The 25865-nt window shown below is 62.4% G+C and carries 29 protein-coding genes; 16 read left to right on the forward strand and 13 right to left on the reverse strand.

The window, feature by feature from the left end:
• Window position 1: 1 nt before the first annotated feature.
• The 3 genes from DT068_RS23310 (at window position 2) to DT068_RS23320 (ending at window position 2162) form a co-directional block, all read left to right on the forward strand.
• Complete coding sequence (locus DT068_RS23310) at window positions 2-496, forward strand: hypothetical protein (RefSeq protein ID WP_119392301.1); 495 nt, start codon at window positions 2-4, stop codon at window positions 494-496.
• 229 nt (window positions 497-725) lie between these two features.
• Window positions 726-1460 carry a vWA domain-containing protein gene (locus tag DT068_RS23315; RefSeq protein WP_119392302.1) on the forward strand — a complete coding sequence of 245 codons (735 nt, stop codon included), beginning with the start codon at window positions 726-728 and terminating at the stop codon, window positions 1458-1460.
• Between the two features lie 12 nt (window positions 1461-1472).
• On the forward strand, window positions 1473-2162 hold the full coding sequence (locus tag DT068_RS23320; RefSeq protein WP_119392303.1) for a DnaJ domain-containing protein: 690 nt from the start codon (window positions 1473-1475) through the stop codon (window positions 2160-2162).
• A 164-nt stretch (window positions 2163-2326) separates the two neighbouring features.
• Here DT068_RS23320 and DT068_RS23325 read toward each other — a convergent pair whose 3' ends face one another.
• A complete protein-coding gene (locus DT068_RS23325) occupies window positions 2327-3844 on the reverse strand; it encodes a serine hydrolase (RefSeq protein ID WP_119392304.1) in 1518 nt (505 codons plus the stop codon).
• Window positions 3845-4149: 305 nt separating this feature from the next.
• Here DT068_RS23325 and DT068_RS23330 point away from each other — a divergent pair, with 305 nt between their 5' ends.
• From DT068_RS23330 to clpA, 3 genes are all read left to right on the forward strand, one after another.
• The gene (locus tag DT068_RS23330) at window positions 4150-4494 is read left to right on the forward strand and encodes a phasin family protein (protein WP_119392305.1); all 345 of its coding nucleotides are present in this window, start codon (window positions 4150-4152) and stop codon (window positions 4492-4494) included.
• Between the two features lie 204 nt (window positions 4495-4698).
• Complete coding sequence (gene clpS, locus DT068_RS23335) at window positions 4699-5022, forward strand: ATP-dependent Clp protease adapter ClpS (protein ID WP_119392469.1); 324 nt, start codon at window positions 4699-4701, stop codon at window positions 5020-5022.
• An 11-nt stretch (window positions 5023-5033) separates the two neighbouring features.
• Window positions 5034-7433: an ATP-dependent Clp protease ATP-binding subunit ClpA gene (gene clpA / locus DT068_RS23340; protein WP_119392306.1), complete on the forward strand. Its 2400-nt coding sequence runs from the start codon at window positions 5034-5036 to the stop codon at window positions 7431-7433.
• Here clpA and DT068_RS23345 read toward each other — a convergent pair.
• The 8 genes from DT068_RS23345 to DT068_RS23380 form a co-directional block, all read right to left on the reverse strand.
• Entirely contained in the window at window positions 7430-7828 is a 399-nt protein-coding gene (locus DT068_RS23345) for a type II toxin-antitoxin system VapC family toxin (protein WP_119392307.1), read from the reverse strand. The genes clpA and DT068_RS23345 overlap by 4 nt on opposite strands.
• Entirely contained in the window at window positions 7825-8076 is a 252-nt protein-coding gene (locus DT068_RS23350) for an AbrB/MazE/SpoVT family DNA-binding domain-containing protein (protein WP_119392308.1), read from the reverse strand. Before DT068_RS23350 ends, DT068_RS23345 begins: the two co-directional genes overlap by 4 nt.
• Before the next feature lie 65 nt (window positions 8077-8141).
• Window positions 8142-10061, reverse strand: a complete 1920-nt coding sequence (locus DT068_RS23355) for an NAD(P)-binding protein (protein ID WP_119392309.1) — start codon at window positions 10059-10061, stop codon at window positions 8142-8144.
• A gap of 13 nt (window positions 10062-10074) precedes the next feature.
• Entirely contained in the window at window positions 10075-10509 is a 435-nt protein-coding gene (locus DT068_RS23360) for an HIT family protein (RefSeq protein ID WP_119392310.1), read from the reverse strand.
• 22 nt (window positions 10510-10531) lie between these two features.
• Window positions 10532-11683 (reverse strand): GNAT family N-acetyltransferase, encoded by a 1152-nt coding sequence (locus DT068_RS23365; RefSeq protein ID WP_119392311.1) that lies wholly within the window; start codon window positions 11681-11683, stop codon window positions 10532-10534.
• Window positions 11683-12447, reverse strand: coding sequence for a glycerophosphodiester phosphodiesterase family protein (locus DT068_RS23370; protein ID WP_368905085.1), 765 nt, complete (start codon window positions 12445-12447; stop codon window positions 11683-11685). The genes DT068_RS23365 and DT068_RS23370 overlap by 1 nt, the downstream gene beginning before the upstream one ends.
• Window positions 12444-12908, reverse strand: coding sequence for a RidA family protein (locus tag DT068_RS23375; RefSeq protein ID WP_119392312.1), 465 nt, complete (start codon window positions 12906-12908; stop codon window positions 12444-12446). Before DT068_RS23375 ends, DT068_RS23370 begins: the two co-directional genes overlap by 4 nt.
• A gap of 18 nt (window positions 12909-12926) precedes the next feature.
• A complete protein-coding gene (locus tag DT068_RS23380) occupies window positions 12927-13898 on the reverse strand; it encodes a 2-hydroxyacid dehydrogenase (RefSeq protein WP_119392313.1) in 972 nt (323 codons plus the stop codon).
• Between the two features lie 49 nt (window positions 13899-13947).
• On the opposite strand from DT068_RS23380, the gene DT068_RS23385 reads away from it, so the two are divergent.
• Window positions 13948-14793, forward strand: a complete 846-nt coding sequence (locus DT068_RS23385; protein WP_119392314.1) for an EipB family protein — start codon at window positions 13948-13950, stop codon at window positions 14791-14793.
• Here the strand turns inward: DT068_RS23385 and DT068_RS23390 are convergent.
• A complete protein-coding gene (locus tag DT068_RS23390; RefSeq protein ID WP_119392315.1) occupies window positions 14790-16079 on the reverse strand; it encodes a DNA polymerase IV in 1290 nt (429 codons plus the stop codon). The two genes, DT068_RS23385 and DT068_RS23390, sit on opposite strands and share 4 nt — an antisense overlap.
• Window positions 16080-16201: 122 nt before the next feature.
• Between DT068_RS23390 and DT068_RS23395 the strand changes: the two genes are divergently transcribed.
• Window positions 16202-16852 carry a glutathione S-transferase family protein gene (locus DT068_RS23395; RefSeq protein WP_162914402.1) on the forward strand — a complete coding sequence of 217 codons (651 nt, stop codon included), beginning with the start codon at window positions 16202-16204 and terminating at the stop codon, window positions 16850-16852.
• On the opposite strand, the gene DT068_RS23400 is transcribed toward DT068_RS23395, so the two are convergent.
• Window positions 16853-17137, reverse strand: a complete 285-nt coding sequence (locus DT068_RS23400) for a DUF3572 domain-containing protein (RefSeq protein ID WP_119392317.1) — start codon at window positions 17135-17137, stop codon at window positions 16853-16855.
• Window positions 17138-17369: 232 nt separating this feature from the next.
• Between DT068_RS23400 and DT068_RS23405 the strand changes: the two genes are divergently transcribed.
• From DT068_RS23405 to hflX, 4 genes are all read left to right on the forward strand, one after another.
• Entirely contained in the window at window positions 17370-17765 is a 396-nt protein-coding gene (locus DT068_RS23405; protein WP_119392318.1) for a response regulator, read from the forward strand.
• A complete protein-coding gene (locus tag DT068_RS23410; RefSeq protein WP_119392319.1) occupies window positions 17762-19126 on the forward strand; it encodes a PleD family two-component system response regulator in 1365 nt (454 codons plus the stop codon). Before DT068_RS23405 ends, DT068_RS23410 begins: the two co-directional genes overlap by 4 nt.
• 263 nt (window positions 19127-19389) lie before the next feature.
• Window positions 19390-19635, forward strand: coding sequence for an RNA chaperone Hfq (gene hfq, locus DT068_RS23415; protein WP_119274020.1), 246 nt, complete (start codon window positions 19390-19392; stop codon window positions 19633-19635).
• A complete protein-coding gene (gene hflX / locus DT068_RS23420) occupies window positions 19632-21017 on the forward strand; it encodes a GTPase HflX (RefSeq protein WP_119392320.1) in 1386 nt (461 codons plus the stop codon). The genes hfq and hflX overlap by 4 nt, the downstream gene beginning before the upstream one ends.
• A 15-nt stretch (window positions 21018-21032) precedes the next feature.
• On the opposite strand, the gene mazG is transcribed toward hflX, so the two are convergent.
• Window positions 21033-21827 carry a nucleoside triphosphate pyrophosphohydrolase gene (mazG, locus tag DT068_RS23425; RefSeq protein ID WP_119392321.1) on the reverse strand — a complete coding sequence of 265 codons (795 nt, stop codon included), beginning with the start codon at window positions 21825-21827 and terminating at the stop codon, window positions 21033-21035.
• Window positions 21828-21859: 32 nt separating this feature from the next.
• A complete protein-coding gene (locus DT068_RS23430) occupies window positions 21860-22819 on the reverse strand; it encodes a DMT family transporter (RefSeq protein ID WP_119392322.1) in 960 nt (319 codons plus the stop codon).
• 140 nt (window positions 22820-22959) lie between these two features.
• Between DT068_RS23430 and DT068_RS23435 the strand changes: the two genes are divergently transcribed.
• From DT068_RS23435 to DT068_RS23450, 4 genes are read left to right on the forward strand one after another with little or no spacing between them, the layout of a single operon-like run.
• Entirely contained in the window at window positions 22960-23421 is a 462-nt protein-coding gene (locus DT068_RS23435; protein WP_119392323.1) for an Lrp/AsnC family transcriptional regulator, read from the forward strand.
• A gap of 27 nt (window positions 23422-23448) precedes the next feature.
• On the forward strand, window positions 23449-23841 hold the full coding sequence (locus tag DT068_RS23440) for a RidA family protein (protein ID WP_119392324.1): 393 nt from the start codon (window positions 23449-23451) through the stop codon (window positions 23839-23841).
• A 9-nt stretch (window positions 23842-23850) separates the two neighbouring features.
• A complete protein-coding gene (locus DT068_RS23445) occupies window positions 23851-24321 on the forward strand; it encodes a GNAT family N-acetyltransferase (RefSeq protein ID WP_119392325.1) in 471 nt (156 codons plus the stop codon).
• Window positions 24318-25862 carry a VOC family protein gene (locus DT068_RS23450; RefSeq protein WP_119392326.1) on the forward strand — a complete coding sequence of 515 codons (1545 nt, stop codon included), beginning with the start codon at window positions 24318-24320 and terminating at the stop codon, window positions 25860-25862. The genes DT068_RS23445 and DT068_RS23450 overlap by 4 nt, the downstream gene beginning before the upstream one ends.
• Window positions 25863-25865 lie beyond the last annotated feature (3 nt).

Here is a 25865-nt window from a genome sequence, read left to right on the forward strand (position 1 = left end):
CATGAAGATATTACGATCCGTTCTTCTTTCGTCATTCCTGATCGCGGCCGCGGGGGCGGCATCGGATGCGGCGAGCAGCTCCAATCCACTGGCTGATGCCGTGCGCAGCGCCAATGACCGCTTCAAGGACGTCTCCGTCGCTTTGGCGGAAGGCTATGCCCCGATCCCCTGCGCCAGCGGCATCGAGGGTGGCTCCATGGGCATTCACTATGTGAATGCCGAGCATCTCAAGGATGACGGAATCGATCTCGCGCGTCCCGAGGCGGTCATGTATGAGCCGATGGCCGACGGCAAGATGGCCCTGATCGCGGTCGAATATATCACCTTCAAGGGTCCGGCGGAGCTCAAGGGCCATCTGTTCAGCTTCAACAACGCCCCTAACCGTTACGGCCTGGGTCCGTTCTACGAGCTTCACGTCTGGGCCTGGAAGGCCAACAAGAAAGGCACCTTTGCCGACATGAATCCGGATGTGTCATGCGATGCGGTGAAGAAGTAATCCGAGCGGCCCCGCCGGCGATTCCCGGCGGGGTTCCCCCCATCATTATTCTCCCTTCAAAATAATCCTTTGAATCGTGCTAGGCTTACCTATCTGTAACGTCGCTTTTAGCGCGCTTCCCGCCGAAGTGCCTGCTTCGGCAAGGATGCGCGCCAAAGGAGATGTTGAAGCAAATCCTTATCGCCAAAGTCTCCAACTTTGACGGGATTTGCTTTGAGGAGGGCGGCGAATGCCAGGCGTCAAATCCACGGCACCGGTAAAGGCCGGGACAAAGCCCAGCGAGGTTTCAGCGGCCGAGGATGTTTCATCCTTCCTCGAGCAGGTGAAGCGCATGCCGCCGGTCGAACGGCGCGCCGGCGAGCGTGGCCGGCTGATTTTTGCCATGGACGCGACCATGAGCCGGCAGCCGACCTGGGACCGCGCCTTGCAGATCCAGAGCGAGATGTTCATCGAGACCGAGAAGATCGGTGGCCTCGATGTCCAGCTCGTCTATTTCCGCGGCTTCAACGAGTGCCGCGCCTCCAAATGGGTGAGCGAGCCTTCGTCACTCGCCAATATGATGACCGGCGTCGATTGCCGGGGCGGCAACACCCAGATCGGCAAGGTGCTGAGCCATGTGCGCCGTGCCGCCAGCGAGGGCAAGATCAGCGCCGTCGTCTATGTCGGCGATGCGATGGAGGAGAATGTCGATAGCCTGTGCCAGACGGCAGGCGAGATCGGGCTCCTGAACGTGCCGATCTTCATGTTCCAGGAGGGCAATGACGGCGTGACGCGGCACGCCTTCCAGGAAATCGCCAAACTGACGCACGGGGCCTATTTCCGGCTCGATGCTTCCTCGGCCCGACAATTGCGCGAGCTGCTCGCCGCGGTCGCAGTCTATGCCGCGGGTGGCCGCGAGGCGCTCGCCGATCATTCGCGCGAGAAAGGCGGGACGGCCCGCCTTCTCCTCGAACAGCTGCGGTGATAAAGCCCTGAAATGCAGAATCTGGTCATTGCGCTTGTCATTGCGTTGGGCGGCTATTGGTTGTTGCGCCAGTTCATCGCGACGCCGGCCAGTCAGGCGGCGATCTTCATGCGCAAGGCGGGCGGTGTCGCCCTAATTGCGGTTGCCGGCTTCCTCACCATGCGCGGCGCCTTCAATGCGGCGATCCCCATCTTCATCGTGGGGCTCACGCTGCTCGGCCATTCCGGCCTCTTTCCCGGCGGATTCCCCTGGGGACAGAAATCAGCCGGACAGCGCTCGCGCGTCGCCACCGGTCTTCTCGCCATGGAGCTCGATCATGATTCCGGGCGGATGGAGGGAACCGTACTGGCCGGACCTTACAAGGGGCGGCGGCTGTCGGCCCTGGCGGATGAGGAGCTCAGGGCCTTCCACCGCCAATGCTCATCCGTCAACGACCAGAGCCGCGCCCTCTTCGAGGCCTGGCTCGACCGCAGCAAGGCCGGCTGGCGCGAGGCATGGAATGCGGGCCCCGGCAACGGAGCAGCACCCTCAGGCAAGATGAGCCGGGCAGAGGCCCTGGCCGTGCTCGGCTTGAAGGAGGGCGCCACGCCGGACGAAATCCGCGCCGCGCATCGCCGCCTGATGAAGGAATTCCATCCCGATCACGGCGGCTCCGATTATCTTGCCGCCAAGATCAACCAGGCCAAGGACGTATTACTCTAGCATCGGACCGAAAAGTACATGGCCGCCCTTGAGGCGGCCATCCAGTCCATGAATCGCGCGTGATCGGACGGAAAACCGGTGGCCACTTTTCCTGATCACGCGCCTGCGGTTTTCGGATGATCCGATGCGCAAACTAAAGATATAGAGCGCTCGGCGCTCTATATTCAGCTCTGCGGCGCCAGCGTCGCGCAATCGACGCCCTTGCGCTTGAGCGTCCGGCAGGCGGTCTTGGCGCTCTTGGCGGTGAAGCCCGACATGCGCGCCCGGAAGATCGTTTCCTCGCCCTTCTTCACCTCGACCGTATAGGCCTGCTTCTCGGCAAAGAGCTTGCTGTTGACCTTGCGCGCCTTGTAGAGCGCATCCTGCGCGGACTTCTTACTCGGATAGGCGCCGATCTGGATGTTCCAAGAGGATTGGACCGACGGCACGACCACCTGGCCGCCTTGTGTGTCGCCGGGTTTCTTGACTTTGAATGGCAGGTCGCTCGGCATGCCGGCTTCGACCGGCGCCACCGCGGCGATCTTTTGCTCAGGCTGCGTATCGGGATTGGCGACTTCGCCCGAGACACGGGCGAGATCGGCCTGGTCCGGGGCCACGGAGGCATCCTCGCTCACCGCGGCGAAAGTGGTTCCGGGCAGGGAGTTGGAGGCGTTCTGGGCCTGCTCCGCCATCTGCTCATTGTCATAGCCGCCGGTATCGCCTTCAGGCTCCGGCATCTGGTCGGCGGCGCGTCCGGTGCGGCGCTTCTTGCTGCGCTTGGCGACCGCCTCGACATCCGTCTCCTCGGCCGCGGCGACTTTGACCTCAGCCTCGCTGGCGCGCGGCACCGTGCCTTCGATGGCATTGGCCAGCGTGCTGCCGCTCTTGCATTTGGGGAACGCCTTGCTGAGCATGGCGATCATGTAGTTGTCGCGCGCCCGGCCAGTCCGGCCGCCCATCACCACGCCGATGATGCGCTTGTCGCCGCGCCGCGCCGATGTCGTGAGGTTGAAGCCCGAGGCGCGGATATAGCCGGTCTTGATGCCGTCGGTGCCCTCGAAACGGCCGAGCAGGCGGTTATGGGTGCGGATCATCCGCTTGCCGAATTTGAACGAGGTGGTGCGGAAATAAGGGTAATATTGCGGGAAGTCGCGCTGCACCCTCAGGCTGAGCGTCGCCATGTCGCGCGCCGTCGTGACCTGGCGCGGATCGGGAAGGCCCGACGCATTGCGGAAGGTGGTGCGCGACATGCCGAGCGAGCGTGCCGTATTGGTCATGCGCTGCGCGAAGGCCGTCTCGCTGCCGGCGATGTTCTCGCCGACGGCAACCGCGATGTCGTTGGCGGACAATGTGATGAGCGCCTTGATGGCTTCCTCGACACTCACCGTTTTGCCAGCGCCGACGCCGAGCTTGGTCGGCGGACGGCCGGCCGCATAGCGCGAAACGGTGATCCGGCTGGCAAGGGTGAGGCGGCCCGCTTTCAACTCCTGGAACAGGATGTAGAGGGTCATGACCTTGGTAAGCGACGCCGGGTGGCGCAGGCCGTCGGGATTACTGGCGAACAGGATGTCGCCGGTCCGGGCATCGACGGCCAGCGCCGAGAATTTGGCTTTGGCGAGAGCCGTTTCGGGGGTGCCGACCGCAGCTGCAAGGAGCAGCGCCAGGCTGAGCATCAAGTGGCGAAAGGCCGTCACAAACATCATCTGGTCCCCTGATGCGGAGCGAATCCGCTTCTTTTACCCATTCTTATGCCATCGGGCGACGGAAAATCGCGTGAATTTTCCATGAGGGCAAATCCAGCCTTTTAATCCTGTCCGTCCGGACTGCCGTCCCGCCGTGAGCCCTATTTCGCTTAAACCGGCTTACCATTTTGTAAAACTGCAAAATTTCGCAGCTAAAGTAATTTTGTGCACTGCAAAAGAAACCTTGACTTTCATTGTGCAGTGCATATATTGCCTTGCATCAAAGTTGAGTACTGAACCCCATTATCCCCCAGGAGATTTCCTCAATGATTAAGTCGTTCGAAGATTTCCAGGCTCTCGGCAAAGACAGCGTCGATGCCTATGTCGCGTCCGCGACGGCTCTGAGCAAGGGCTTCCAGACGATCACCGCCGAAGCCGTCGACTTCTCGCGCAAGTCGTTCGAGCGTGGCACCGAGGCCTTCGAGAAGGCTTCCTCGGCCAAGTCGTTCGACAAGGCTCTCGAAGTCCAGCAGGGCTACGCCAAGGAGGCCTATGAGGCGTTCCTCGGCCAGGTCAACAAGTTCGGCGAGCTTTACCTTGCCACCGCGAAGGAAGCCTACAAGCCCTTCGAGTCGAAGCTGGCGGGCCTGACGCCCAAAGTGACAAAGTAAGTCTGGATTTCAGTCTAGGCTTTTTGAGCCCGGAGGCGTTCGTCTCCGGGTTTTTCTTTGCGCGCGATCCTGCCGAAAAAAACGCCAAATTGGCGTGAATTGGGCCATTCCCCGCGAGCCATGCAGCAGAAGTTACTGCGTGACGCAAAATCGCCGCCTTTAACCTCTCCCATTTCCGCCAGCAGGGCATATATTACTGATCTCATGGGCCAGCGAGACTCGAAACACGACAATGGACAGACGGGTGTCATCACCCGCACGGCGGCCAAGACCAAGAAGCCGTCTCTGTACAAGGTGCTGCTTCTCAATGACGACTACACGCCCATGGAGTTCGTCATCGTCGTGCTGGAACGGATCTTCAACAAGGGCAGGGACGAGGCGACCCGTATCATGCTGCATGTCCACCAGAAGGGAGTAGGCATCTGCGGCGTCTACACGTTCGAGATAGCGGAAACGAAGGTCACGCAAGTCATGGACTTTGCGCGCAAGCACCAACATCCGCTACAATGCACAATGGAAAAGGAATAGGAGCCCAGAGGGTGCCAACATTTTCCCGCAGTCTAGAGAAGGCTCTCCACCGCGCGCTCGCCATCGCCAACGAGCGCAGCCATGAATATGCGACGCTCGAGCATCTGCTTCTCGCCCTGACCGACGACAAGGATGCCGCCGCCGTCATGCGCGCCTGCAGTGTCGACATCAACATCCTGCGCCGTAACCTCGAAAGCTATATCGACAGCGAGCTTGCCAATCTCATCGTCGACAATGTGAAGGAATCGAAGCCGACGGCCGGCTTCCAGCGCGTGATCCAGCGCGCCGTGATCCATGTCCAGTCTTCCGGACGCGACGAGGTGACCGGCGCCAATGTGCTCGTCGCGATCTTCGCCGAGCGCGAGAGCCACGCCGCCTATTTCCTGCAGGAGCAGGACATGACCCGCTATGACGCGGTCAACTATATCTCGCATGGCATCGCCAAGCGCGCCGGCCTCTCCGACTCGCGCCCCGCCCGCGGCGTCGAGCAGGACCAGCAGAGCGGCGACAACGACACCGGCGAAGGCAAGAAGAAGAACGAAGCGGACGCGCTCGAAGCCTATTGCGTCGACCTCAACAAGAAGGCCGCCGAAGGCCATGTCGACCCCCTGATCGGACGCGAGCAGGAAGTCAACCGGACGATCCAGATCCTGTGCCGGCGGCAGAAGAACAACCCGCTCTTCGTCGGTGATCCGGGCGTCGGCAAGACGGCGATCGCCGAGGGCCTGGCCCGCCGCATCGTCAACAACGAAGTTCCCGAGGTGCTGAAGGACTGCACCATCTACCAGCTCGACATGGGCGCGCTCCTCGCCGGCACGCGCTATCGCGGCGATTTCGAGGAACGCCTCAAGGCGGTGATCAAGGAGATCGAGCGTCAGCCCGGCGCCATCATGTTCATCGACGAGATCCACACGGTGATCGGCGCCGGCGCCACCTCGGGCGGCGCCATGGATGCGTCCAACCTGTTGAAGCCGGCGCTCGCCGGCGGCAATCTGCGCTGCATCGGCTCGACCACCTACAAGGAATACCGCCAGCATTTCGAGAAGGACCGCGCTCTGGTCCGCCGCTTCCAGAAGATCGACGTGAACGAGCCCTCGGTCGAGGATGCGGTCAAGATCCTCAAGGGCCTCAAGCCTTATTTCGAGGAGTTCCACAAGGTCCGCTACACCGATGACGCCATCGAGACGGCTGTGCAGCTGTCGGCGCGCTATATGAGCGACCGCAAGCTGCCCGACAAGGCGATCGACGTCATCGACGAGACCGGCGCATCCCTGATGCTGCTGCCCGAGAACAAGCGCAAGGCGGTCATCGGTGTCCCCGAGATCGAGGAAACCGTCGCCACCATGGCGCGCATCCCGCAGAAGACCGTGTCGAAGGACGATGCGACCGTGCTGCGTGAGCTCGACACCGAGCTGAAGCGCATGGTCTTCGGCCAGGACAAGGCGATCGGCGCGCTGGCCGGCGCCATCAAGCTCGCCCGCGCCGGGCTGCGCGAGCCGGAGAAGCCCATCGGCTGCTACCTGTTCTCAGGCCCGACCGGCGTCGGCAAGACCGAAGTGGCCAAACGCCTCGCCGAGGTCTTGGGCGTGAAGCTGCTGCGCTTCGACATGTCGGAATATATGGAGCGCCATTCGGTGTCGCGCCTGATCGGCGCGCCCCCGGGCTATGTCGGCTTCGACCAGGGCGGCCTCCTGACCGACGGCGTCGACCAGAATCCCTATTGCGTGCTGCTGCTCGACGAGATCGAGAAGGCGCATCCCGACCTGTTCAACATCCTGCTGCAGGTGATGGATCACGGCAAATTGACCGATCACAACGGCAAGACGGTCGAGTTCCGCAACACCATCCTGATCATGACCACTAATGCCGGGGCCCAGGATCTGGCCAAGGCCGCCTTCGGCTTCACCCGCTCGGTCCGGGAAGGCGATGACCAGGAGGCGATCACCCGCATGTTCTCGCCGGAATTCCGCAACCGGCTGGATGCGATCATTCCCTTCGACCATCTGCCGCCGGAAGTGGTGCGCAAGGTCGTCGAGAAGTTCGTCCTCCAGCTCGAGGCGCAGCTGTCCGAACGCCAGGTCAATATCGAGCTGTCGGAAGAGGCGGCCGCCTGGCTGGCCGAGAAGGGCTACGACCAGCAGATGGGGGCAAGGCCGCTGGCCCGTGTCATCCAGGAATACATCAAGAAGCCGCTGGCCGACGAGGTGCTGTTCGGCGAGCTCGCCAAGGGCGGCACGGTGCGCGTCCTCTTCGAGAAGACCGAGGACGGCGAAGGCAAGCTGCACTTCCAGTTCCTGGGCCGCGAGGAGGAGAAGGCGCTGCCGAAGCCGCCCGACCGCAAGGCTTTGCCGCGCAAGGCGACCGCCGCCAAGCCGCGCAAGGCGCCTAAGAAGAAAGAAAAACTGAATTAAGGTAAGAGGCGGGCAGGGAGACCTTGCATTGTCAGCAAGTCTACAGCTTGCTTGTCGAATGAGGCGAAGGTCTCTCCTCCCAACCAATGGCCTTCATAGGCCATGACGCCATCTGCGAAATCTCCACCCGCATCGAGCATCGCCAGTCCCGCTTCGGCGGCAGGACGGTTCATCGCGACATTGCGTGTCGCGATCAGCGAGCGGATTGCCGCGGAAACATCTCCCCTCGACAACTTGGCGCCTCGTTGCAGCACCCAGGCCAGCTCACACAGGCACACGAGCGGTACCGCAATCAAAGACGCCTCTCTGAGCAGTTTCGCCGCCGCTCGCGCCTGCTTGGCGTCGTCCTGGAGCATCACCCGGACAAGCACATTCGTGTCGACTGAGACCTTCACCTCTTGCGTGCCCAGCCGGACGCGGCGATCTCATTCATTTCCTCTATCGAAAGCGGCTTCTTGGTCTTGCCCGCGAACAGGCCGATGAAATCATCAACTGTTCCCGACGGCTGCGCAGCCTTAAGCACAGCCCGACCTTCCGGCAGGAGATCCAGTTCGATCTTTTCGCCAGGCTTGATGCCAAGATGCTGCAACACGTTCTTGCGAAACGTGACTTGGCCCCGGTTCGTTACGGTCAGTTTCGTCACTGACAAGTCTCCTGTGTTTCGAGTCTCAGTATAATGCAATTTTACATTACATTCAATGCCGCAAGCTACTCCATTCCGATCATATCGCGCGGCGGCCCTGGGAAATCGGCAAAGGCCGGCAGACCGGGCGCGTGCCCCAGGAGATCGCGCACCGCACGCGCTGCCTGGTCGATGGCGCAATTGGCGTAGGCATAGGCGCCTGAATCGGCATTGGCGATGGCGACCCGGCCCCAAGGCTTGCGCGCCGTCTCGATGGGGAGCTTCCCGTCCGGCCAGAAAGGGTCCCAGGGCCGCATATATTCGCGCGCATAGCCATGGGCCCAGCGATTGATGGTGATCGCCTCGATATCGCGAGCCGGATCGAAGCCGCCTTCCGCCAGCGCGCGGCCCAGCATGTCGCGGATCTCATGCTCCAACTCCGCGAAGCCGAGGCCGGCAAGCATGCGTCGTCCAGCCAGGCGCTGCTCATTGGGAGCGAGGCCGGCGGCGCCGAGCGGCACCTTGAGGAGCGTGAGGAGGGCAGGATCGCCTGGCTTCGACGGAAAGCGGTAGCTGCCCATGCTCACCGGAAAGTCGAGCGCCGCCCCGTGCCAGAAGGCGGAGGGCGCCTTGAAGCCGCGGATGCCGAGCCGCGCCAGGGCCCGCCAGTCGCGAATGAGGACATTGGCGAGGATGAGCGGCACCTTCTGCTGATCATCGAGGGCATCGACCTGCGGCTGCGCCAGTTCCTGCGTGAGATAGGGGATGACGCGATGCCAGCAGGCAAGGACGACATGCCGACCCACCACCGTCTTGAGCTTGCCGTCCGCAACATAAGTGAGCGTGACGGATCGGGCATCCGCCGGCGCGCCGTCATGGACCACCTTCACGACCGAGGCATCGAGGCGCAAACGCACCGGGGAGCGCTCGACATCGAGCTTTCCATAGTCGACGGGCGTGGTCACCAGGCTTCCCATGCCGCGTCCCGGCAAAGCCTCGGGGATCAGCGCCCTGACCAGCGCGCGGGCGAGGCCGGCATTGCCATCGGGAAAATGAAAAACATAGGGATCGGGGTCATTGAGATTGCGCCGCGCGCTGGCGCTCATGGCGCGCTGCGGCACGTCCCCGAGGTCCATGCCGTCGAAGCCCGGATCCCAGTTTCCCCAGGCATCGAGCGCCGAGAAGGCATCGGCGCCGATGCCGAAATAGCCTTCGGGCGCATTCTGGATATAGGCGATGACCTGCGGATCGCAGCCGCAGATGCGGGTGAGAAAATCCGCATAGGTGGTGCGCGACAGGATATCGAACTTCTCGGCGCGCGATTTGCCGGCCAGGTGATCGACCGAACCGTCGATGAGCGCGATGAGATCGCGCTTGGCCTTGTCATTGAGCGGCGTCGCAGACACCCAGTCGGCCGCTCTCTCGGTCTGCCTGACCAGGCGGTCCGCGCCGAAGACCTCCTTGCGGAAGAACACGCCCGCGCCGAGCTTGTGCCGATCGGCCCAGCCTTCGTCGTAATGGGTTTTGAGCTTGCCGGTGTCGATCGCGATATCGGCGAGGAGCTGACGCACCGCCGGCGAAAAATAGCTCGGCGTCTGCAGCGACTGTGACCCGCCATAGCCGATGATCCTGCGGCCGTTGCGCGCGGTGAACTCATTGCGGCGTGCATGGCCGCCGAAATCATCCGCGCTTTCTAGGATGAGAATGCGTGCCTTGCCGCCCGATTGCTGGCGATAGAGGAAGGCGGCGGCGAGCCCGCTGATGCCAGCGCCCACCACCACGAGGTCATAGGTCTCGCTTGTTGCCTCAGGGGCTCCAGCCTTGTCCCAGAAGTTTCCATCGCGCAAGGCATGCATGACGCTGGCCGACGCCGTGGTCTGGCCGCGCAAGCCGGTGGCGGCCGGGGGATAGCTTGCTGCTTCCGCCGGCGCCGGGCCTGCCAGGACCGCACCTGCCGTGAGCAGCACACCATCCAGGAAGTCGCGGCGCGTGATCCGGCGCACCATGGCACGGCCTGTGTCAGGTCTGCGGCGAATTGAGCGCCTGCTTGATCATCTCGGCATGGCGGGCAAGCAGCGTCATGTCGGCCATCTTGCCCGAATGCGGGCGCAGCGCCTCGCCTGCCTTGCGCGGCACGACATGGACATGGAGATGGAACACGGTCTGCCCGGCCGCTTCCTCATTGAACTGCTTGACCAGCACGCCTTCCGCGCCAAAAGCCTGCTGCACGGCCCGTGCGATCACCTGCACCGTCTCGAACAGCGGCTTGAAGATGGCGGGATCGGCATCGAGCAGACTGCGCGACGGCGCGCGCGGCAGCACCAGCACATGGCCGTCGGCCTGCGGCATGATATCCATGATGACGAGGGTGTCGGAATCCTCATAGACCTTGATGGAAGGGATTTCGCCCCGCAGGATCTTGGCGAAGATGTTGTTGGGATCATAGGCAGGCATCGGACCGCTCCATCTCTTCCGTCTAGAAATCTTCCTCGCCAGCATTCCTGAACGGCGCGTGCTCGGCAAGGGCGCTCTGATCTTCCGCGACCGCTTCTCTTTCATGGTCGAGATAATCGGCAACCGCGCGGGCAAGGCCCGGATGGGCGAGATAATGCAGGCTGTAGGTGCTTTTCGGCAGATAGCCACGGGCCAGCTTGTGCGGGCCCTGGGCGCCGGCCTCCACCCGGGAGAGCTTGCGGGCGATGGCGAATTCGATGGCCTGGTAATAGCAGGCCTCGAAATGCAGGTTCTGGTGGTGCTCGAGAGCCCCCCAGTTGCGCCCGTAGAGCGCATCGGAGCCGATGAAATTGAGCGCGCCAGCGACGATCCGACCCCGCCGCTTCGCGAAAACAAGGAGAATATGGTCGGCCATGCTCTGGCCGATCAGGCTGAAGAAGCGCCGGGTCAGATAGGGGCTGCCCCATTTGCGCGAGCCGGTATCCATGTAGAAATCGAAAAAAGCGTCCCAATGCGCTTCGGTGATCTCAGCCCCGGTCACCCACTCGCAAGCGATGCCCGCCGCGCGCACGCTGTCGCGCTCTTTCCGGATATTCTTGCGCTTGCGCGAGGAGAGATCTGCCAGGAACGCATCGAAAGTCGCATAATCCTGGTTGAACCAATGGAACTGCGTGTCGGTGCGTTTGAGCCATGGCGCTTGCCCCAGCGCGTTCCAGTCCTCCTCCGGGAGGAAGGTGACATGGACCGAGCTCGCCTGGCGCTCCGTGGCGAGCTGGCGCAACCCCGAAAGCAGGAGCGCCCGCAGCTCGACCGTCGGCGCCAGAAGCCTGGGCCCCGTCACCGGCGTGAACGGAACCGCCGTCTGCAGCTTCGGATAATAGTCCCCGCCGGCGCGCTGGAAGGCATCGGCCCAGGCGTGGTCGAAGACATATTCGCCCATGCTGTGGGATTTGAGATAGGCGGGGGCAACCCCTAGAACCGCACCCACATCGTCCTTCACCGCCAAATGCTGACCAAGCCATCCGGTCTTGCGGGTAGCCGAATCCGATTTCTCAAGAGCGCTCAGAAAATCGTGCGATATGAATGGGTTGAATGAGGTTCCTGAAGATTTGGCGCAAGCGTCCCAGTCCGCCTTGCGGATATCATCAATGCTTGAGACGACTTCGATCTTCATCAGGCACGGAAACCCTCGAAGGTGATCTGGTCGCTGTAGCGCCGCGCCGCGGCGGCGTCCTCGGCGCTGCGTATGGTCCATGAGATCACCGGCCGCCCGGTTTCGCGGAATTGCGTGACCGGCGCATAGGGCAGGTCGCGCCAATGATAGGAGATGAAATCGGGCTGCGTGTCGCCAATATGCCCGAAGTCGCGAAGTGCCACGCGGGCACTCACCGGCAGGATGTCGTAGTCGGGATGGGTGACCCGGTCGGCCACGATGCCGCGCACGATCTGGGGCGCCAGTTTCCGCACCGTCGCGATCACCTTGGGATCGAAGGACATGAAGCAGAAAGGCCCCTCATAATCCTGCACCAGCTCGACCGCCCGCCGGGCCAGAACCTCATTGCCGTCCCACAGGCTCTTGAGCTCGATGACGAGCGGCACCTGGCCATCGACCTGCGCCAGGAGCTGGCTCAGTGTCTGGATCCGGTCGCTGCCCGCCTTGAACGCCAACGCCTGGAGCTCGGTTGCGGAATGGCGGGCGACGAAGCCCTTGGCCTGCATCAGCCGATCGAGCGTCTCGTCATGAAAAACGAGGGCCTCGCCGTCGCCGCTCGCCTGCAGATCGCATTCGATGGCATAGCCCAGGACGATCGCCGCGGCGAAGGCGCTCTTGGTGTTCTCGATGACGCCTTGCTTCGCGTCATGGAAACCGCGATGCGCGATCGGCCGGCCGGTGAGCCAGTCAAGATGGCGCAAGGCGGGCGACCAGCGCGTGCTCATTCGACCTCGGCGATGGCCTCGACCTCGACCGCGACATTGACCGGCAGCGAGCCGGAGCCGACCGCCGAGCGCGCATGCTTGCCCTTGTCGCCGAAGACTTCGACCATGAAGTCGGAGGCGCCGTTGATCACTTTCGGATGGTCGGCGAATTCGGGCGTGCCGTTGACGAAGCCGACGAGCTTCACGATGCGCTTGACCTTGTCGAGATTGCCGCCGCAGGCATCCTTGAGCTGCGCCACGATATTGATGGCGCACAGGCGCGCCGCCTTGGCGCCGTCCTCGACGGTGAAGTCCTTGCCGACCTTGCCCTGATATTCGATCTTGCCGTCCTTCAGCGTGACCTGGCCCGCCGTATAGACGAGATTGCCGGTGCGGACCCAGCCGACATAATTGGCGACCGGCTTGGCGGGCGAGGGCAGGGTAATGCCGAGTTCGGCGAGTTTCTTGTCGATCTGGCTCATGCGTGTCTCCTTGGCTTGTCAGGTCAAAAGGTCCCGGGGCCTGGCCCCGGCAAAAAAGGCATCGAGATTGTCGGCCGCCCGCATGCCCATGTCGACGCGGGTATCGCGCGTCGCGCTGCCGAGATGGGGCAGCAGGAACACATTGTCGAGCGAACGATAGCGCGGATCGATCTTCGGCTCGTTGCGGAAGACATCGAGCCCGGCGGCGGCGAGCCTGCCCGATTTGAGGTTGGCAATCAGCGCATCGTCGTCGACGATGTCGCCGCGCGCCGAATTGACGATGATGGCGCCCCTGGGCAGTTTCGCGATCAGCTTCTCATTGACGATCCCGCGGGTCTCGGGCGTCGAGGCGCAATTGATCGACAGGAAATCGCAATAGGGCAGCATGTCGAAGAGATCGGCATGATAGCGGGCGCCGAGGGCGAGGTCAGGCGCCACCGGCCGCCGATTATGATAATGGAGCTCCATGTCGAAAGCCTGGGCGCGCCTGGCCACCGCCTGGCCGATGCGCCCCAGGCCCAGAATGCCGAGCCGCCGCCCGGTGACGTCATAGCCCAGGGGTTCGGTCAGCGACCATGAGTCCCAGCGGTTCTCGCGCACCATCCGCTCGCCCCAGGAGGCACCGCGCGCCGCCCCCAGGATGAGGAGAAGCGTTATATCGGCGGTGGCGTTGGTGAGCACGTCAGGGGTGTTGGTCACCGCGATATTGCGGCTGCGCGCCGCCGCAATATCGACATGCTCATGGCCCACCGAAAAGGTCGCGATGATCTTAACCGACGGCGGCAGTTTCGCGATGATTCCCGTTGCGAAGCCTTTATCCATGGACGTGATCAGGAGCGCATCCTTGCCTTCGGCGCCCTCGAGAATCTCCGCCTCGCTCATCGGGTGGTCATCGGCATTGAACTGGGCCTGATAGGCTGCGCCAAGGCGGGTTTCCACCTCCTGGGGCAGGCGTCTGGTCGCCAGAAGACGTGGTAAGGCAGGGGCCATTGTTGCGAGCTACCGTTTGGCTTAAGAGGGCGGGTTGAAGAGGATCGAGATGACCGGGACTAGAAAACACCAGATCAAACGCGGCGCAAGTCTTCTGTTGGGCATCGCTGCCCTTGCGGCATTAGGCAGCAATGCCTGGGCTTCGGTGACGATCCGCGCCCACCGCGCCGTCTATGACCTGAGGCTCGAGCGCTCGACCGAGCGTTCCAACGTCTCCGGCGCCGACGGCCGCATGGTCATGGAATTGACGGGCTCGACCTGCGATGGCTGGTCGACCAGCTTCCGCCGTGTCATGGAGATGCGGCCGAATGAAGGGGAGACCCAGCTTTTCGACAACCAGGTCGCTTCCTGGGAAGCGGGCGACGGCACGGCGCTGCAGCTCAACGACAAGCAATTCATCAATAACCGCCTGGAGAGCGAGACCAAGCTCAAGGCCGACATGCAGAGCGACCGCACGGGCGGCAAGGGCGCCATCACCGAGCCCAAGCCCGAGGAATTCGAGTTGCCGTCGGGCGTTCTCTTCCCGATGGCGCATCAGCTTCACATCATGCAGGCCGCCGAGCGCGGCGAGACCCGCGATGTCAGCATCCTGTTCGATGGCGCCTCGGGATCGAAGGTCTACAAGGTGATTTCCTTCATCGGCAAGCGCAAGGAAGCGGGCTCCGATCCGAATGTCGACAAGGATCTGAAGGACCTCGCCTATTGGCCGCTGTCAGTGACGTTCTACGAATATAAGCCGGACCAGGCGACAGCCGAGGAGCTGCCAAGCTATCAGATGAGCTTTCCAATCTATGAGAACGGCGTCGCCGGGACGCTCATGATCGATTACGGCGACTATGTGCTGTCCGGCAAGCTGACTTCGATCGAACTCCTCAACCAGCCGGCCTGCAACTAGTCTTTTTCAGGCTCGCCTTCGAAAGCCAGCCCGCGTTCGATCGACTTGTTGCCGAATTTCTCGCGCAGGCGGTCGATGGCATGCTCGGCCTTGGCGCGGGTGGCGGCGCGTTCGTCGAGACTTGCATCCGCGGCCGTCGGGTCGATCTCGCTCAGCTGTGATATGCCGACGCCCAGCAGCCGGAACGCCGTGCCGGTCGCCTCGCGCTTGAGCAGCGGCTGTGCCGCCGAGAAGATGCGGTCGGCCAGCAGCGTCGCCTCGTGGAACGAGGCATTGCGGGTCCTGATCTTGAAGTCGGCCGTCTTCAGCTTGAGCGTCACGGTGCGCCCGGCAAGCCGGTCTTTCTTGGCGCGCCCGGAGACCTTCTCGCTCATCTGCCACAGAATGCGCTCGAGCGTCTTGTAGTCGCTGAGATCGGCGTCGAAAGTCGTCTCGGCGCTGATGCTTTTCGTATCATCGTCGGGCGAGACAGTGCGGGCATCCTCGCCGCGCGCCAGATGATAGAGGCGGGCACCCAATACGCCATAGCGGCGCATGAGATCGGTCTTCTCGCGCGTCTGCAACTGCGCGATCATCGTGATCCCGTCCTTGCCGAGCTCGGCCTGCATCGCCTTGCCGACGCCCCAGATGGCGCCGACCGGCCGGGCCGCCAGGAAGCCCAGCGTCTCGGCCTTGCCGATGACCGAGAAGCCGCGCGGCTTGTCGAGATCGGACGCCATCTTGGCCAGGAACTTGTTGTGCGACAGGCCGATCGAGACGGTGATGCCGATCTGCTTTTCGATATCGAGCGCCAGATAAGCGAGGGAGAAGGCGGCGGTGCGGCCATGCAGCCTTTCCGTTCCCTTGAGATCGAGAAAGGCTTCATCGATCGACAGCGGCTGGACGAGCGGGGTCAGGTTGAGCATGAGCGCCCGCACCTCGCGCCCGACCGCTGCATATTTCGCCATATTGGGCGCAATGACGGTCGCTTCCGGGCAGAGCTTGAGCGCCGTGAACATGGGCATCGCCGACCTGACGCCCTGGATGCGCGCGATATAGCAGCAGGTCGACACGACGCCGCGGTGCCCGCCACCGACGATGACCGGCTTATCGCGCAGATCGGGATTGTCGCGCTTCTCTATGGCGGCATAGAAGGCATCGCAATCGAGATGGGCGGTGCTGAGATTGTGCAATTCCGGATGGCGGATCAGGCGCGGCGAACGGCAGGATCGGCAGCGGCGGTCGTCATCGCCCGCGGGCGCGAAACAATCGCGGCAGAATCCCCTTGCCGTCTCATCCCTGTGCATGGTGTCATTCTAGCCGTCATCATGGCGTTGCACAGCTGTTCTAAATGGGCTTCACTGCCCGCCGGGACGGATTCCGCCGCCAATGTGCCGCAGAACGGGCGGCGAGACCGAGGGAGGAGCCGATGTACAAGCTTTACAATGTGAAGCGCTGGGGCTCGATCGGCGCTCACCTGGTGCTTGAAGAGCTTGGCGTCCCCTATCAGAATGTCTGGCTGACACCCGAGCAGGTGAGGGCGCCGGAATTCCGCGAGATCAGCCCGCTCGGGCTTATTCCGGCCCTCGGCCTGCCTGACGGCCGCGCGATCACCGAATCGGCCGCCATTGTCGCCTTCCTCACCGACACGCATCGCGACACCGGCCTGGCGCCGCCCATCGGCAGCGACGATCATGCCGTCTATCTGTCCCATCTCGTTTTCATGGCGACCAACCTCTATACCTATATCGACTTTGCCTTTGACTGCCGCAGGCTCGTCGACGGCGAAGAGCAGAATGCCTTGAGCCGGCGCAAGGCCGAGCAGTACAGCCTGACGCTTTTCGATATCATGGAAGGCAAGCTTGCCGCCGACGGGCCGTTCCTGCTGGGTGACAATTTCTCCGCCGCCGACATCTATCTCTTCATGCTGACGCTATGGGCCCACCCATCCGAAGAGGCGGTGCTTGAGCGCTGCCCGAACATTGCGCGGGTTGCCGCTCACATACGTGCAAGACCGCGCCTCAAGGCGGCCCTCGAAGCGCATGGCGCGCTCGAGATCCGCGCCGACGCAGCGGCATAGTCAGACCTCGTCGATAGGGGCCAGGGCCCGCAGCGCCAGCGCAGGCAGCCGCGGATCGAGGTCATGCTCGGCGCTGAAGGTGAGGAGGAGCGGTTCATCCTGGAGCAGATGATTGAGGATGCCGGCCAGAAAATCAGGGCTCTGGGCGCCTGCTCCGAGGTCATTGAGGTCGACCCCGGAAAGAGCTAGGAAGCGGTTGAGCCGGGCGTGGTCGTTCGCCAGAAAGCCTAGTATTTTCAGGGCAATGATCTCGGCCTCGCCGCGTGAAACGCCGGAAGATTTCATGGAGGTACCGCTCTCATTGTTAATCAAAAATTTACCACGTTCCTGAGTGCCGTTCTGGTTAAACTGTTAGTTACCGAGTTCGGCCACAATTCCCCATAGGGAAATTGGCAGTATTTCTCAAACGAAACAGGGAAATCGGTGGGTTGTAGGACAGTCTCGACAAACGACGGAACACACCGACAGGGCGCCAGCCGTGCTACACATACCGGGCAAACGAGTGGGAAACGAGCAGATGCTCGCAACAAATGCGGCGCAGGCCAAGACAGTTTTGATTGTTGAGGACAACGAGCTCAATATGAAGCTCTTCAACGATCTCCTCGAAGCGCATGGCTATCGCGTGCTGCAGACGCGCGACGGCCTGTCGGCGCTCGAAATCGCGCGCCAGCATATGCCCGACCTCATCATCATGGACATCCAGCTGCCCGAGGTGTCCGGCATCGAGGTCACCAAGTGGCTCAAGGAAGACGAGGAGCTGCAGAAGATACCCGTCATCGCCGTGACGGCATTCGCCATGAAGGGTGACGAAGAAAAGATTCGCGAAGGCGGCTGCGAAGCCTACATTTCGAAGCCCATCTCGGTGATGAGCTTCCTCAAGACCGTGGACAGTTTCCTCAAGAGACCGCAATGACCGCCAGGGTACTGGTCGTCGACGATATTCTGGCGAATGTGCGCCTCCTCGAGGCGAAGCTTTCGGCCGAGTATTTCGATGTGGTCACGGCGATGAATGGCATCGATGCGCTCGATTCGATTCAGCGCACGAAACCCGACATCGTCCTTCTCGATGTCATGATGCCCGGCATCGACGGTATCGAGGTCTGCCGGCAGATCAAGAACAACGCGCAAACTCACCATATTCCCGTGGTCATGGTGACGGCCCTGGATCAGCCCGAAGACCGAGTAAAGGGCCTCGAGGCGGGGGCCGATGACTTCCTGACCAAGCCGGTGAACGATCTCGCCTTGTTTTGCCGGGTGAAAAGCCTGGTACGGCTCAAGATGCTCACCGATGAGTTGCGCGCGCGCTCGCCCAATGGCGAAACCGTCAAGCTGATGACCCGTCAGGAGAATGCCGAGCAGCGGCCGGGCAAGGTTTTGGTCATCGACAACCGCGCCGCGGCCAGCGAACGCACCAAAGCTGCACTTGTCCCGCATCATGAAGTGACGGTCATCGACGATCCACTGACCGCCGTCATGCATGCGGCCGAGACCCGCTATGAGCTCATCATCATCAATCTCGACATGGACAATGTCGACGGTCTGCGCCTGTGCTCGCAGCTCAAATCACTCGAACGCACCCGCCAGGTGCCCATCCTGATCGTCGTGGCACCGGACGATCATCAGCGCCTGTTGCGCGCCCTCGACATGGGCGTCAACGACTATCTGATCCGACCGATCGACAAGCAGGAGCTTCTGGCGCGCGCCAACACCCAGATAAGGCGCTGTCGCTACACCGATCAATTGCGCTCGCATGTGCAGACGACGATGGAGCTGGCCGTCACCGATTCACTGACCGGCCTCTATAACCGCCGCTATATGGAAAGCCAGACGGCGGCCCTTGTCGAGCATGCGATCAACCGCGGCAAGACGCTCTCCCTCCTGGCGCTCGATGTCGATCACTTCAAGTCAGTCAATGACGAGAACGGACATGCGGTCGGCGACCGCGTCTTGCAGGAGCTGGCGTCGCGCCTCAAGCAGGCGATCCGCAACATCGACATGATCTGCCGCATCGGTGGCGAGGAGTTCGTGATCGTCCTGCCCAACACCAACGCGGATATAGCGGCCAAGATCGCCGATCGCATGCGCCGCAACATCTCCGGCAAGCCCTTCAATGTCGGGGCTGACAACGGTCCCCTGACCGTTACGGTCTCGATTGGCGTCGCCACCATCGAGAGCCAGTCCGATACGATGGAAACCGTTCTGAAGCGGGCGGATGAAGCGCTCTACAGCGCCAAGCGCGGCGGCCGCAATCGCGTCAATTCGACGGCCGCCTGAAGACCTTTCGCGAATTTCATTCCTGGACCGCGGCGCGAAAACAATACCCAAACAGGATTTAAAAGCTATATTTAGGATTTTACGTGTTAAGTGTGTCGTTCTGCATGCGCAGCGGCGAACCCATTGAACTCTGTGCCAGGACTTCGCAAATGAGGGACGGGGTCCCATCTGGCCCGCAGCGAATTAGCGGTTTTGCGCATTCTGCAACCGTGCTAGCTTCGGATTCCCTCGGCTGTGACCGAAAAGAAGGAAATAAGCGCTAAATGGCACAGGAAAAACCACAAAATCTGCAGGACACCTTTCTCAATCACGTCCGCAAGCAGAAGATCCCCGTGACGGTATTTCTCGTCAACGGGGTTAAATTGCAGGGTATTATTACCTGGTTTGACAATTTCTGCGTGTTGCTGCGCCGGGACGGTCTGTCCCAGCTCGTCTACAAGCACGCCATTTCGACGATCATGCCGGGCGGGCCGATCAGCCTGTTCGACGAGGAAGGCAAGGACGGGTGAAGTCCACGAGACCGAAGCATTCTTCCGGGCACGAAGTTCGATTCCAGATTGAGGGGCCTCAGGCCACACGCGCCATTGTCGTTCATGTCGAGCGCAAGGGCAGGGCGGCTGCGTCGCCTGGCGATCGGGATGCGGGTTCACGCCTGGAAGAGGCCGTCGGTCTGGCGCTCGCCATTGACCTGGAAATTACGGGACAGCTTGTCGTCATGCTGGCCGAGCCCAGGCCGGCAACATTGCTCGGCCAGGGCAAGGTCGACGAGATCGCCCGTCTGGTGGAGGACACCGAGGCCGATCTTGTCGTCGTCAACGGCACATTGAGCCCGATCCAGCAGCGCAACCTTGAAAAGGCCTGGAGCGCCAAGGTGCTCGACCGCACCGGCCTCATCCTCGAGATCTTCGGGCGCCGCGCCCGCACCCGTGAAGGTCTGCTGCAGGTCGAGCTTGCCCATTTGCGGTACCAGAAGAGCCGCCTGGTCAGGTCCTGGACCCACTTGGAACGCCAGCGCGGTGGTTTCGGCTTCCTCGGCGGCCCCGGTGAGACCCAGCTCGAAGCCGACCGGCGCCTCATCCAGGAGCGCATCTCGCGGCTCGAGAAGCAACTCGATTCAGTGGTGAAGACCCGCGGCCTGCACCGCTCCGGCCGGGCGCGCGTGCCCTATCCGGTGGTGGCGCTGGTTGGCTATACCAATGCCGGCAAGTCCACCTTGTTCAATGCCCTCACCAATGCCGGGGTCCTGGCCAAGGACCTGCTCTTCGCCACGCTCGATCCGTCCATGCGCGCGATCTCGCTGCCGCATGGCCGCAAGGCGGTGCTCTCCGACACGGTCGGCTTCATCTCCGACCTGCCGACGCCGCTCATCGCCGCCTTCCGCGCCACGCTCGAAGAGGTGATCGAGGCCGATGTCATCCTGCATGTCCGCGATATCAGCCACCCGGAAAGCGAGGCGCAGGCGGCCGATGTCTCAGCCATCCTGACCGAGCTCGGCATTGGCGAGAACCGCCGCGATCACATCATCGAGGTGTGGAACAAGGTCGACCTCTTGCCCGAAGACGCGCAGGCCATGCGGCGCGCCCAGGTTCTGCGCCAGGATGATTGCGCCGTCGTTTCGGCGCTGACCGGCGAAGGCCTTGCCGATCTGCGCGAGCTGATCGAGGAGAAGCTCGGCCGCGGCCTCACCATCTATGAGGCGGTGCTCGACCCCGCCGACGGGCAGGGCCAAGCCTGGTTTTACGACAAGGGCGAGGTCCTCGGCCGCGAAGAACTCGAGGACGGCAGCGTGGTGCTCACCGTTCGCCTGGGCGCCGACAAGGCACAGATCGCCGCCAGTCGTTTCAAGAGCCGGCTGCGCAATACGAGCATTCTGGATCAGGCGGCGGAATAGTCTTCTTCAAACGGACTATTCGAGCGCCTTGGCTTCGTCCCACAGCGCATCCATTTCCGCCAGCGATGACTGCTTCGGCGATGAGCCGCGCTTCGCCAGCTCGTTCTCGATATGACGAAAGCGCCGCAGGAATTTCTCGTTGGCGGCGCGCAGCGCGCGTTCGGGATCGATATCGAGATGCCGGCCCAGATTGGCCGTGGCGAACAAGAGGTCGCCATACTCCGCTTCCTGCCTGTCGCGCGCCGTTTCCTGCTTCAGCTCGGCGATTTCTTCGTTCATCTTGTCATAGACGAAGTCGACCGACGGCCAGTCGAAGCCAACCTTGGCGGCCTTGGCCTGCAGTTTGACGGCGCGCGTCATGCCGGGCAGGGCGATGGGCACGCCGTCGAGTATGCCTTCCGGTCCATGGCCGGCCTTTTTCTCGCGCGCTTTCATCTCGTCCCAGAAGCCCTTGGCGAGCTTGGCGGAGCGGGCCTGCTCATCGCCGAAGACATGCGGATGGCGGCGCACCATCTTGCGGCAGATGGCCTCGACCACATCGTCGAAGGCGAAGCTCTTTTCCTCTGCCGCAAGCTGCGCGTGATAGACGACCTGCAGGAGGAGGTCGCCCAGCTCCTCGCACAGATCGGCCTTATTGCCGCGCTCGATCGCATCCGCCACCTCATAGGCTTCCTCGATCGTATAGGGCGCGATGGTCGAGAAATCCTGCTCGAGATCCCAAGGGCAGCCGGTGACCGGCGTGCGCAGGGCCGCCATGATGGCTTTCAGCGTATCAATCTGGCGAGGGTCGAGATCGGCGGGATTGGTCATGCAAGTACCGGTTCCAAGGCTTGGGGCAGGGATCAGTCGCCTTCGAATGACGACGTGTATGCCGCAAGCTTAGCTTCCTCCGGCCGGGCTTTCCACCTCTCACCGCGCTGATGCAGGAGCGCCAGCACGATCATCGCCGCGGTCATTACGGCAATCGCCAGGAACTGCGGGAGGGTTGGATGCTCGCCCAGCACAATCATGCCGGTAAAGGCTGTGGCGATGGGCACGCAAGGCAGGAACAACGAGGCCATCTGCGGCCCCAGCTGCCGCACCGTATAAGTGTAGAGAAAGATGGCGGCCGCGCCGGCAAGAAATCCCTGAACGACGATCTGGATCAGTATCTCAGCTGTCGGAGCGCTATCGAGACCGTTCGGCACGAAGAGATAGATGAAAGGAAGAGGCAGGCAGGAGATGAGGGCGACGGCGGCGGTGGCCATGGTCGAATCGACCGCCCAGCGGCGCACCAGAATGGCATAGGCCGAGAACATGATCCCCGAGCCGACGAACACCAGATCGCCGAACAAGCTGTCGGTCTCGTTATTTCCATTGGGCGAGATGAAGAAAAGCAGGCCGGCGATGAGCACTGCTATAGCGATTGCCTGAAAGGGCGAAACCTGTTCCCTGAAGAAGACGCGCGACAGCAGGAAAGAGAAGAAGACGATCGAAGCCGGGCACAAGGCCGCCGCATGGGTGGCCGGCGCATAGGTCAGGCCCCAGTTGATGATCATGGGATAGGGGAGGCCAACGAGAAGAGCGAGCGCCAGAGCGCGCCGCCAGCCGAGCGCCTTCAGTTTGCCGAAACCTGTGCGCCACACAATCGGCACGAAGACAATGCCGGCGCCCAGGAACCGCAAGGTGGCGATGTCGGTGGCGGTGAGGTCGGCACGCAGGCTGAAGCGGGCCGCAACGAATTGCACAGCGGTGATCGCGACCATTGCCAGGCCGGCGAGGACCGCCAGTTTTCGGCTTGTATCTTGGATTTCGCCGGTCATTTTGCACGCAGATGGAAGAGAGCGGTAGGCTTGGACAAAGATCGCAGGCTATTGCCCTCATCAGCGCGATAAAATAGGCTATTTCGCGCTATCACTTGCGAATATCGCACAATTTCTGCCCAGCTTGCGTGAGTTTAGAAATGACAGAACTCGATGCGATCGACCGCAATCTCCTGCGGCTGCTGCAAGAGGATGGACGGCGCACCACGCTCGATCTCGCGGCCCGTGTCGGCCTGTCGCCGACCGGCGCCAGCCAGCGGGTCAAGCGACTGTTCCGCGAGGGTTACATCACCGGTATCAGGGCGGTGCTCAATCCGGCCAAGATCGGCCGCGGGACCATCGTCTTCATCCAGGTCAGGCTCGATCAGACGACGCCGCAGGTATTCGATCGCTTCGCCGAAGCGGTAGCCAATGCGCCCGAGGTCCTCGAATGCCACATGGTCGTCGGCGGTTTCGACTATCTGGTGAAGGCCCGCATCGCCGACATGTCGGTTTTCCAGGATTTCCTGCAGCGGGTCATCCTGCCGCTGCCCGGCGTGCGCGAAACGCACACTTATACATCGGTTGCCGATGTGAAGCCCGACGCACTTCTGCCAGTATGATGGGACACCTCGTTCACAGGAGATCACATGAAGAGAGAAATCATCGAAGTGCCGGTGCTGTCGGAAACGGCCCGCAAGCTTGGTGTGCCCTTGTCGCTGGTGACGAAGGGACAGGGGCTTGTCTTCGTGTCCGGGGCGCCGCCCCTCGATATAAATACAGGAGCGCTGGTGAAGGGAGACATCGAGGTCCAGACCGAGGCATCGCTGACCGCGCTGAAGCATTGCCTGGCCGCCGCCGGCGCGAGCCCTGAGAACATCCTGATGGTGCGCGTCTATGCCGCCAATGCCGGCTTCTATGGCGCCATCAACCGTGTCTATGCGCGGCACTTTCCCAAAGATCCACCGGCGCGCACTTTCGTGCCCGTGGCGTCATGGCCGATGGAGTTCGATATCGAGATCGAGGCCGTCGCCGTTGCGTGAGGAGAGGCCATGGAGCCCGTGAGTTTGCGTCCTGCGCAAAAAGGCGATGGCGAAGCGCTGTTCGAGGTCACGCGCCGCTCGGTCGCGGCACTGGCGCGCCATCACTACACGCAAGAGCAGATCGCCGGCTGGATGGGCGATCGCACGCCCGACTATTGTGAGACCCTCATCGCGCAGGGGCAGGTCGTCGTGGCCGAGTTCAAAGGCACGATCATGGGCTTCGTCGATTCAGAGCCCGGTGAAGTGACGCGCCTCTTTCTCCTGCCCGGCGTGGCAGGCTCGGGACTCGGCCGGAAACTGCTCGATATCGGCATTGCCAATGCGCGCAAGGGCCATTCCGGGCCGATCAAGGTCGAATCGACCATCAATGCGGAAGGCTTCTATCGCCGCCACGGCTTTCGCACCGTGAAGCGGGGCTATTTCTCGCATGGGCTGGGCGGCGATCCGATCGAGATCATTCATATGGAATTGAGCCCGTGAGTGAAGGCATCCATCACATCACGCTGATCACCCGCAAGGTGCAGGCCAATGTCGATTTCTATGTCGGCTTCCTCGGCCTGCGTCTCGTCAAACGCACGGGAGGCTATGAGGACGCCACGCAGCTCCATCTCGTTTATGGCGACCGCAAAGGCTCGCCCGGAACACTGATCACTTTCCTCGTGTGGGAGGACGGCTCACCGGGCAGGGCGGGTCACGGGCAGGTTGGCGAGATCGCGTTGGCGATCAATCCGGCAAGCATGGGTTTCTGGCTCGAACGCGCCTTGCGTTTCCAGGTGCCGGCCACAGGCCCGGCACCGGAGTTCGGCGAGCCGGTTTTACGCCTGCGCGACCCGGACGGCATCACCGTCAAACTTGTCGGCGCGGCCTTGCCGGCACCCGATCCCTGGACCGCTCGGGAAATCCCAGCCGGGCACGCCATAGGCAGGGTGCGCGCCGCCACCATCCTGTCGGCCACACCTGAGGAGACGCAGGCCTTCATCGAACGTCATTCGGGTTTCCGTCGGGCTGCCAGGGAAGGGACGATGACCCGGCTCGTCACGGCGCAAGGCGATGCGATCGATATCCAGGACGCCCATGGCTTCTGGCCCGGCGCCCCCGGAACGGGGACGGCCGATCACGTCGCCTTGCGCGCCACCGACCTCACAGAACTCCACCAGCTGGAACGGAGCCTCGCCCGCCTGAACTCCAGCCCGACGAAGCTGCATGACCGCAAATATTTCTCATCGCTCTATGTGCGCGAGCCGGGCGGCACATTGCTCGAATTCGCAACCGATGAACCGGGCTTCACCATCGATGAGCCGCTTGCGACATTGGGCAGCCGACTTTTTGTTCCACCACAGGCAGCGGACCAGGCCCGCGACCTGGAGACGCTCTTGCCGCAATTCGCAGAGCCGGGCGAGTCGCGGGTGATCTATCGCGACCTGCCCTTCATCCATCGCTTCAACATGCCCACGGATCCTGATGGCAATACTATCGTGCTGCTGCATGGCACGGGCGGAAATGAAGCCGATCTCATGCCGCTCGCGCGCCGCATTGCGCCACGGGCAACGCTTCTGGGCGTGCGCGGCCGCAGCACGGAAGAGGGCATCCTGCGCTGGTTCCGACGCTTGTCGCCGATGAGCTTCGATCAGGCCGATATCCGCTTTGAGGCCGAAGCTTTCGCCGCTTTCCTTGCCGAAGCTGTCGCCGCCTATGGGCTTACCCCTGAGAAGATGACCTGTCTCGGCTATTCGAATGGCGCCAATCTGCTGGCGGCGATGATGCTGCTGCATCCGGGACAGGTCCGGCGCGCGATGCTGCTGCGCCCGGCCATGGTGCTGGAAGAGACGCCTGAGGCCGATCTCTCGAATGCCTGGCTATTGATGCTTTCGGGCCGCAGCGATCCCTATGGCACACTGGGCGCAAAGCTCGAGCAGGCTTTACGAGCGTCAGGTGCCGCCGTTGACGCGCGGATCATCGCCGCGGGCCACGAGCTGACCGCGGCTGACCGGGAGGCCTGTGCAGCCTGGCTGAAGCCGTAAGGC

Source organism: Taklimakanibacter lacteus (genome assembly GCA_003576695.1).
Lineage (GTDB): Bacteria > Pseudomonadota > Alphaproteobacteria > Rhizobiales > Aestuariivirgaceae > Taklimakanibacter > Taklimakanibacter lacteus.

What these genes read in the sequence shown, in the direction of transcription:
- DT068_RS23310 (WP_119392301.1), top strand. Translation starts at nt 2, where the DNA reads ATGAAGATATTACGATCCGTTCTTCTTTCGTCATTCCTGATCGCGGCC.
- DT068_RS23315 (WP_119392302.1), top strand. Translation starts at nt 726, where the DNA reads ATGCCAGGCGTCAAATCCACGGCACCGGTAAAGGCCGGGACAAAGCCC.
- DT068_RS23320 (WP_119392303.1), top strand. Translation starts at nt 1,473, where the DNA reads ATGCAGAATCTGGTCATTGCGCTTGTCATTGCGTTGGGCGGCTATTGG.
- DT068_RS23325 (WP_119392304.1), bottom strand. Translation starts at nt 3,844, where the DNA reads ATGATGTTTGTGACGGCCTTTCGCCACTTGATGCTCAGCCTGGCGCTG.
- DT068_RS23330 (WP_119392305.1), top strand. Translation starts at nt 4,150, where the DNA reads ATGATTAAGTCGTTCGAAGATTTCCAGGCTCTCGGCAAAGACAGCGTC.
- clpS (WP_119392469.1), top strand. Translation starts at nt 4,699, where the DNA reads ATGGGCCAGCGAGACTCGAAACACGACAATGGACAGACGGGTGTCATC.
- DT068_RS23355 (WP_119392309.1), bottom strand. Translation starts at nt 10,061, where the DNA reads ATGGTGCGCCGGATCACGCGCCGCGACTTCCTGGATGGTGTGCTGCTC.
- DT068_RS23360 (WP_119392310.1), bottom strand. Translation starts at nt 10,509, where the DNA reads ATGCCTGCCTATGATCCCAACAACATCTTCGCCAAGATCCTGCGGGGC.
- DT068_RS23365 (WP_119392311.1), bottom strand. Translation starts at nt 11,683, where the DNA reads ATGAAGATCGAAGTCGTCTCAAGCATTGATGATATCCGCAAGGCGGAC.
- DT068_RS23370 (WP_368905085.1), bottom strand. Translation starts at nt 12,447, where the DNA reads ATGAGCACGCGCTGGTCGCCCGCCTTGCGCCATCTTGACTGGCTCACC.
- DT068_RS23375 (WP_119392312.1), bottom strand. Translation starts at nt 12,908, where the DNA reads ATGAGCCAGATCGACAAGAAACTCGCCGAACTCGGCATTACCCTGCCC.
- DT068_RS23380 (WP_119392313.1), bottom strand. Translation starts at nt 13,898, where the DNA reads ATGGCCCCTGCCTTACCACGTCTTCTGGCGACCAGACGCCTGCCCCAG.
- DT068_RS23385 (WP_119392314.1), top strand. Translation starts at nt 13,948, where the DNA reads ATGACCGGGACTAGAAAACACCAGATCAAACGCGGCGCAAGTCTTCTG.
- DT068_RS23390 (WP_119392315.1), bottom strand. Translation starts at nt 16,079, where the DNA reads ATGCACAGGGATGAGACGGCAAGGGGATTCTGCCGCGATTGTTTCGCG.
- DT068_RS23395 (WP_162914402.1), top strand. Translation starts at nt 16,202, where the DNA reads ATGTACAAGCTTTACAATGTGAAGCGCTGGGGCTCGATCGGCGCTCAC.
- DT068_RS23400 (WP_119392317.1), bottom strand. Translation starts at nt 17,137, where the DNA reads ATGAAATCTTCCGGCGTTTCACGCGGCGAGGCCGAGATCATTGCCCTG.
- DT068_RS23405 (WP_119392318.1), top strand. Translation starts at nt 17,370, where the DNA reads ATGCTCGCAACAAATGCGGCGCAGGCCAAGACAGTTTTGATTGTTGAG.
- DT068_RS23410 (WP_119392319.1), top strand. Translation starts at nt 17,762, where the DNA reads ATGACCGCCAGGGTACTGGTCGTCGACGATATTCTGGCGAATGTGCGC.
- hfq (WP_119274020.1), top strand. Translation starts at nt 19,390, where the DNA reads ATGGCACAGGAAAAACCACAAAATCTGCAGGACACCTTTCTCAATCAC.
- mazG (WP_119392321.1), bottom strand. Translation starts at nt 21,827, where the DNA reads ATGACCAATCCCGCCGATCTCGACCCTCGCCAGATTGATACGCTGAAA.
- DT068_RS23430 (WP_119392322.1), bottom strand. Translation starts at nt 22,819, where the DNA reads ATGACCGGCGAAATCCAAGATACAAGCCGAAAACTGGCGGTCCTCGCC.
- DT068_RS23435 (WP_119392323.1), top strand. Translation starts at nt 22,960, where the DNA reads ATGACAGAACTCGATGCGATCGACCGCAATCTCCTGCGGCTGCTGCAA.
- DT068_RS23440 (WP_119392324.1), top strand. Translation starts at nt 23,449, where the DNA reads ATGAAGAGAGAAATCATCGAAGTGCCGGTGCTGTCGGAAACGGCCCGC.
- DT068_RS23445 (WP_119392325.1), top strand. Translation starts at nt 23,851, where the DNA reads ATGGAGCCCGTGAGTTTGCGTCCTGCGCAAAAAGGCGATGGCGAAGCG.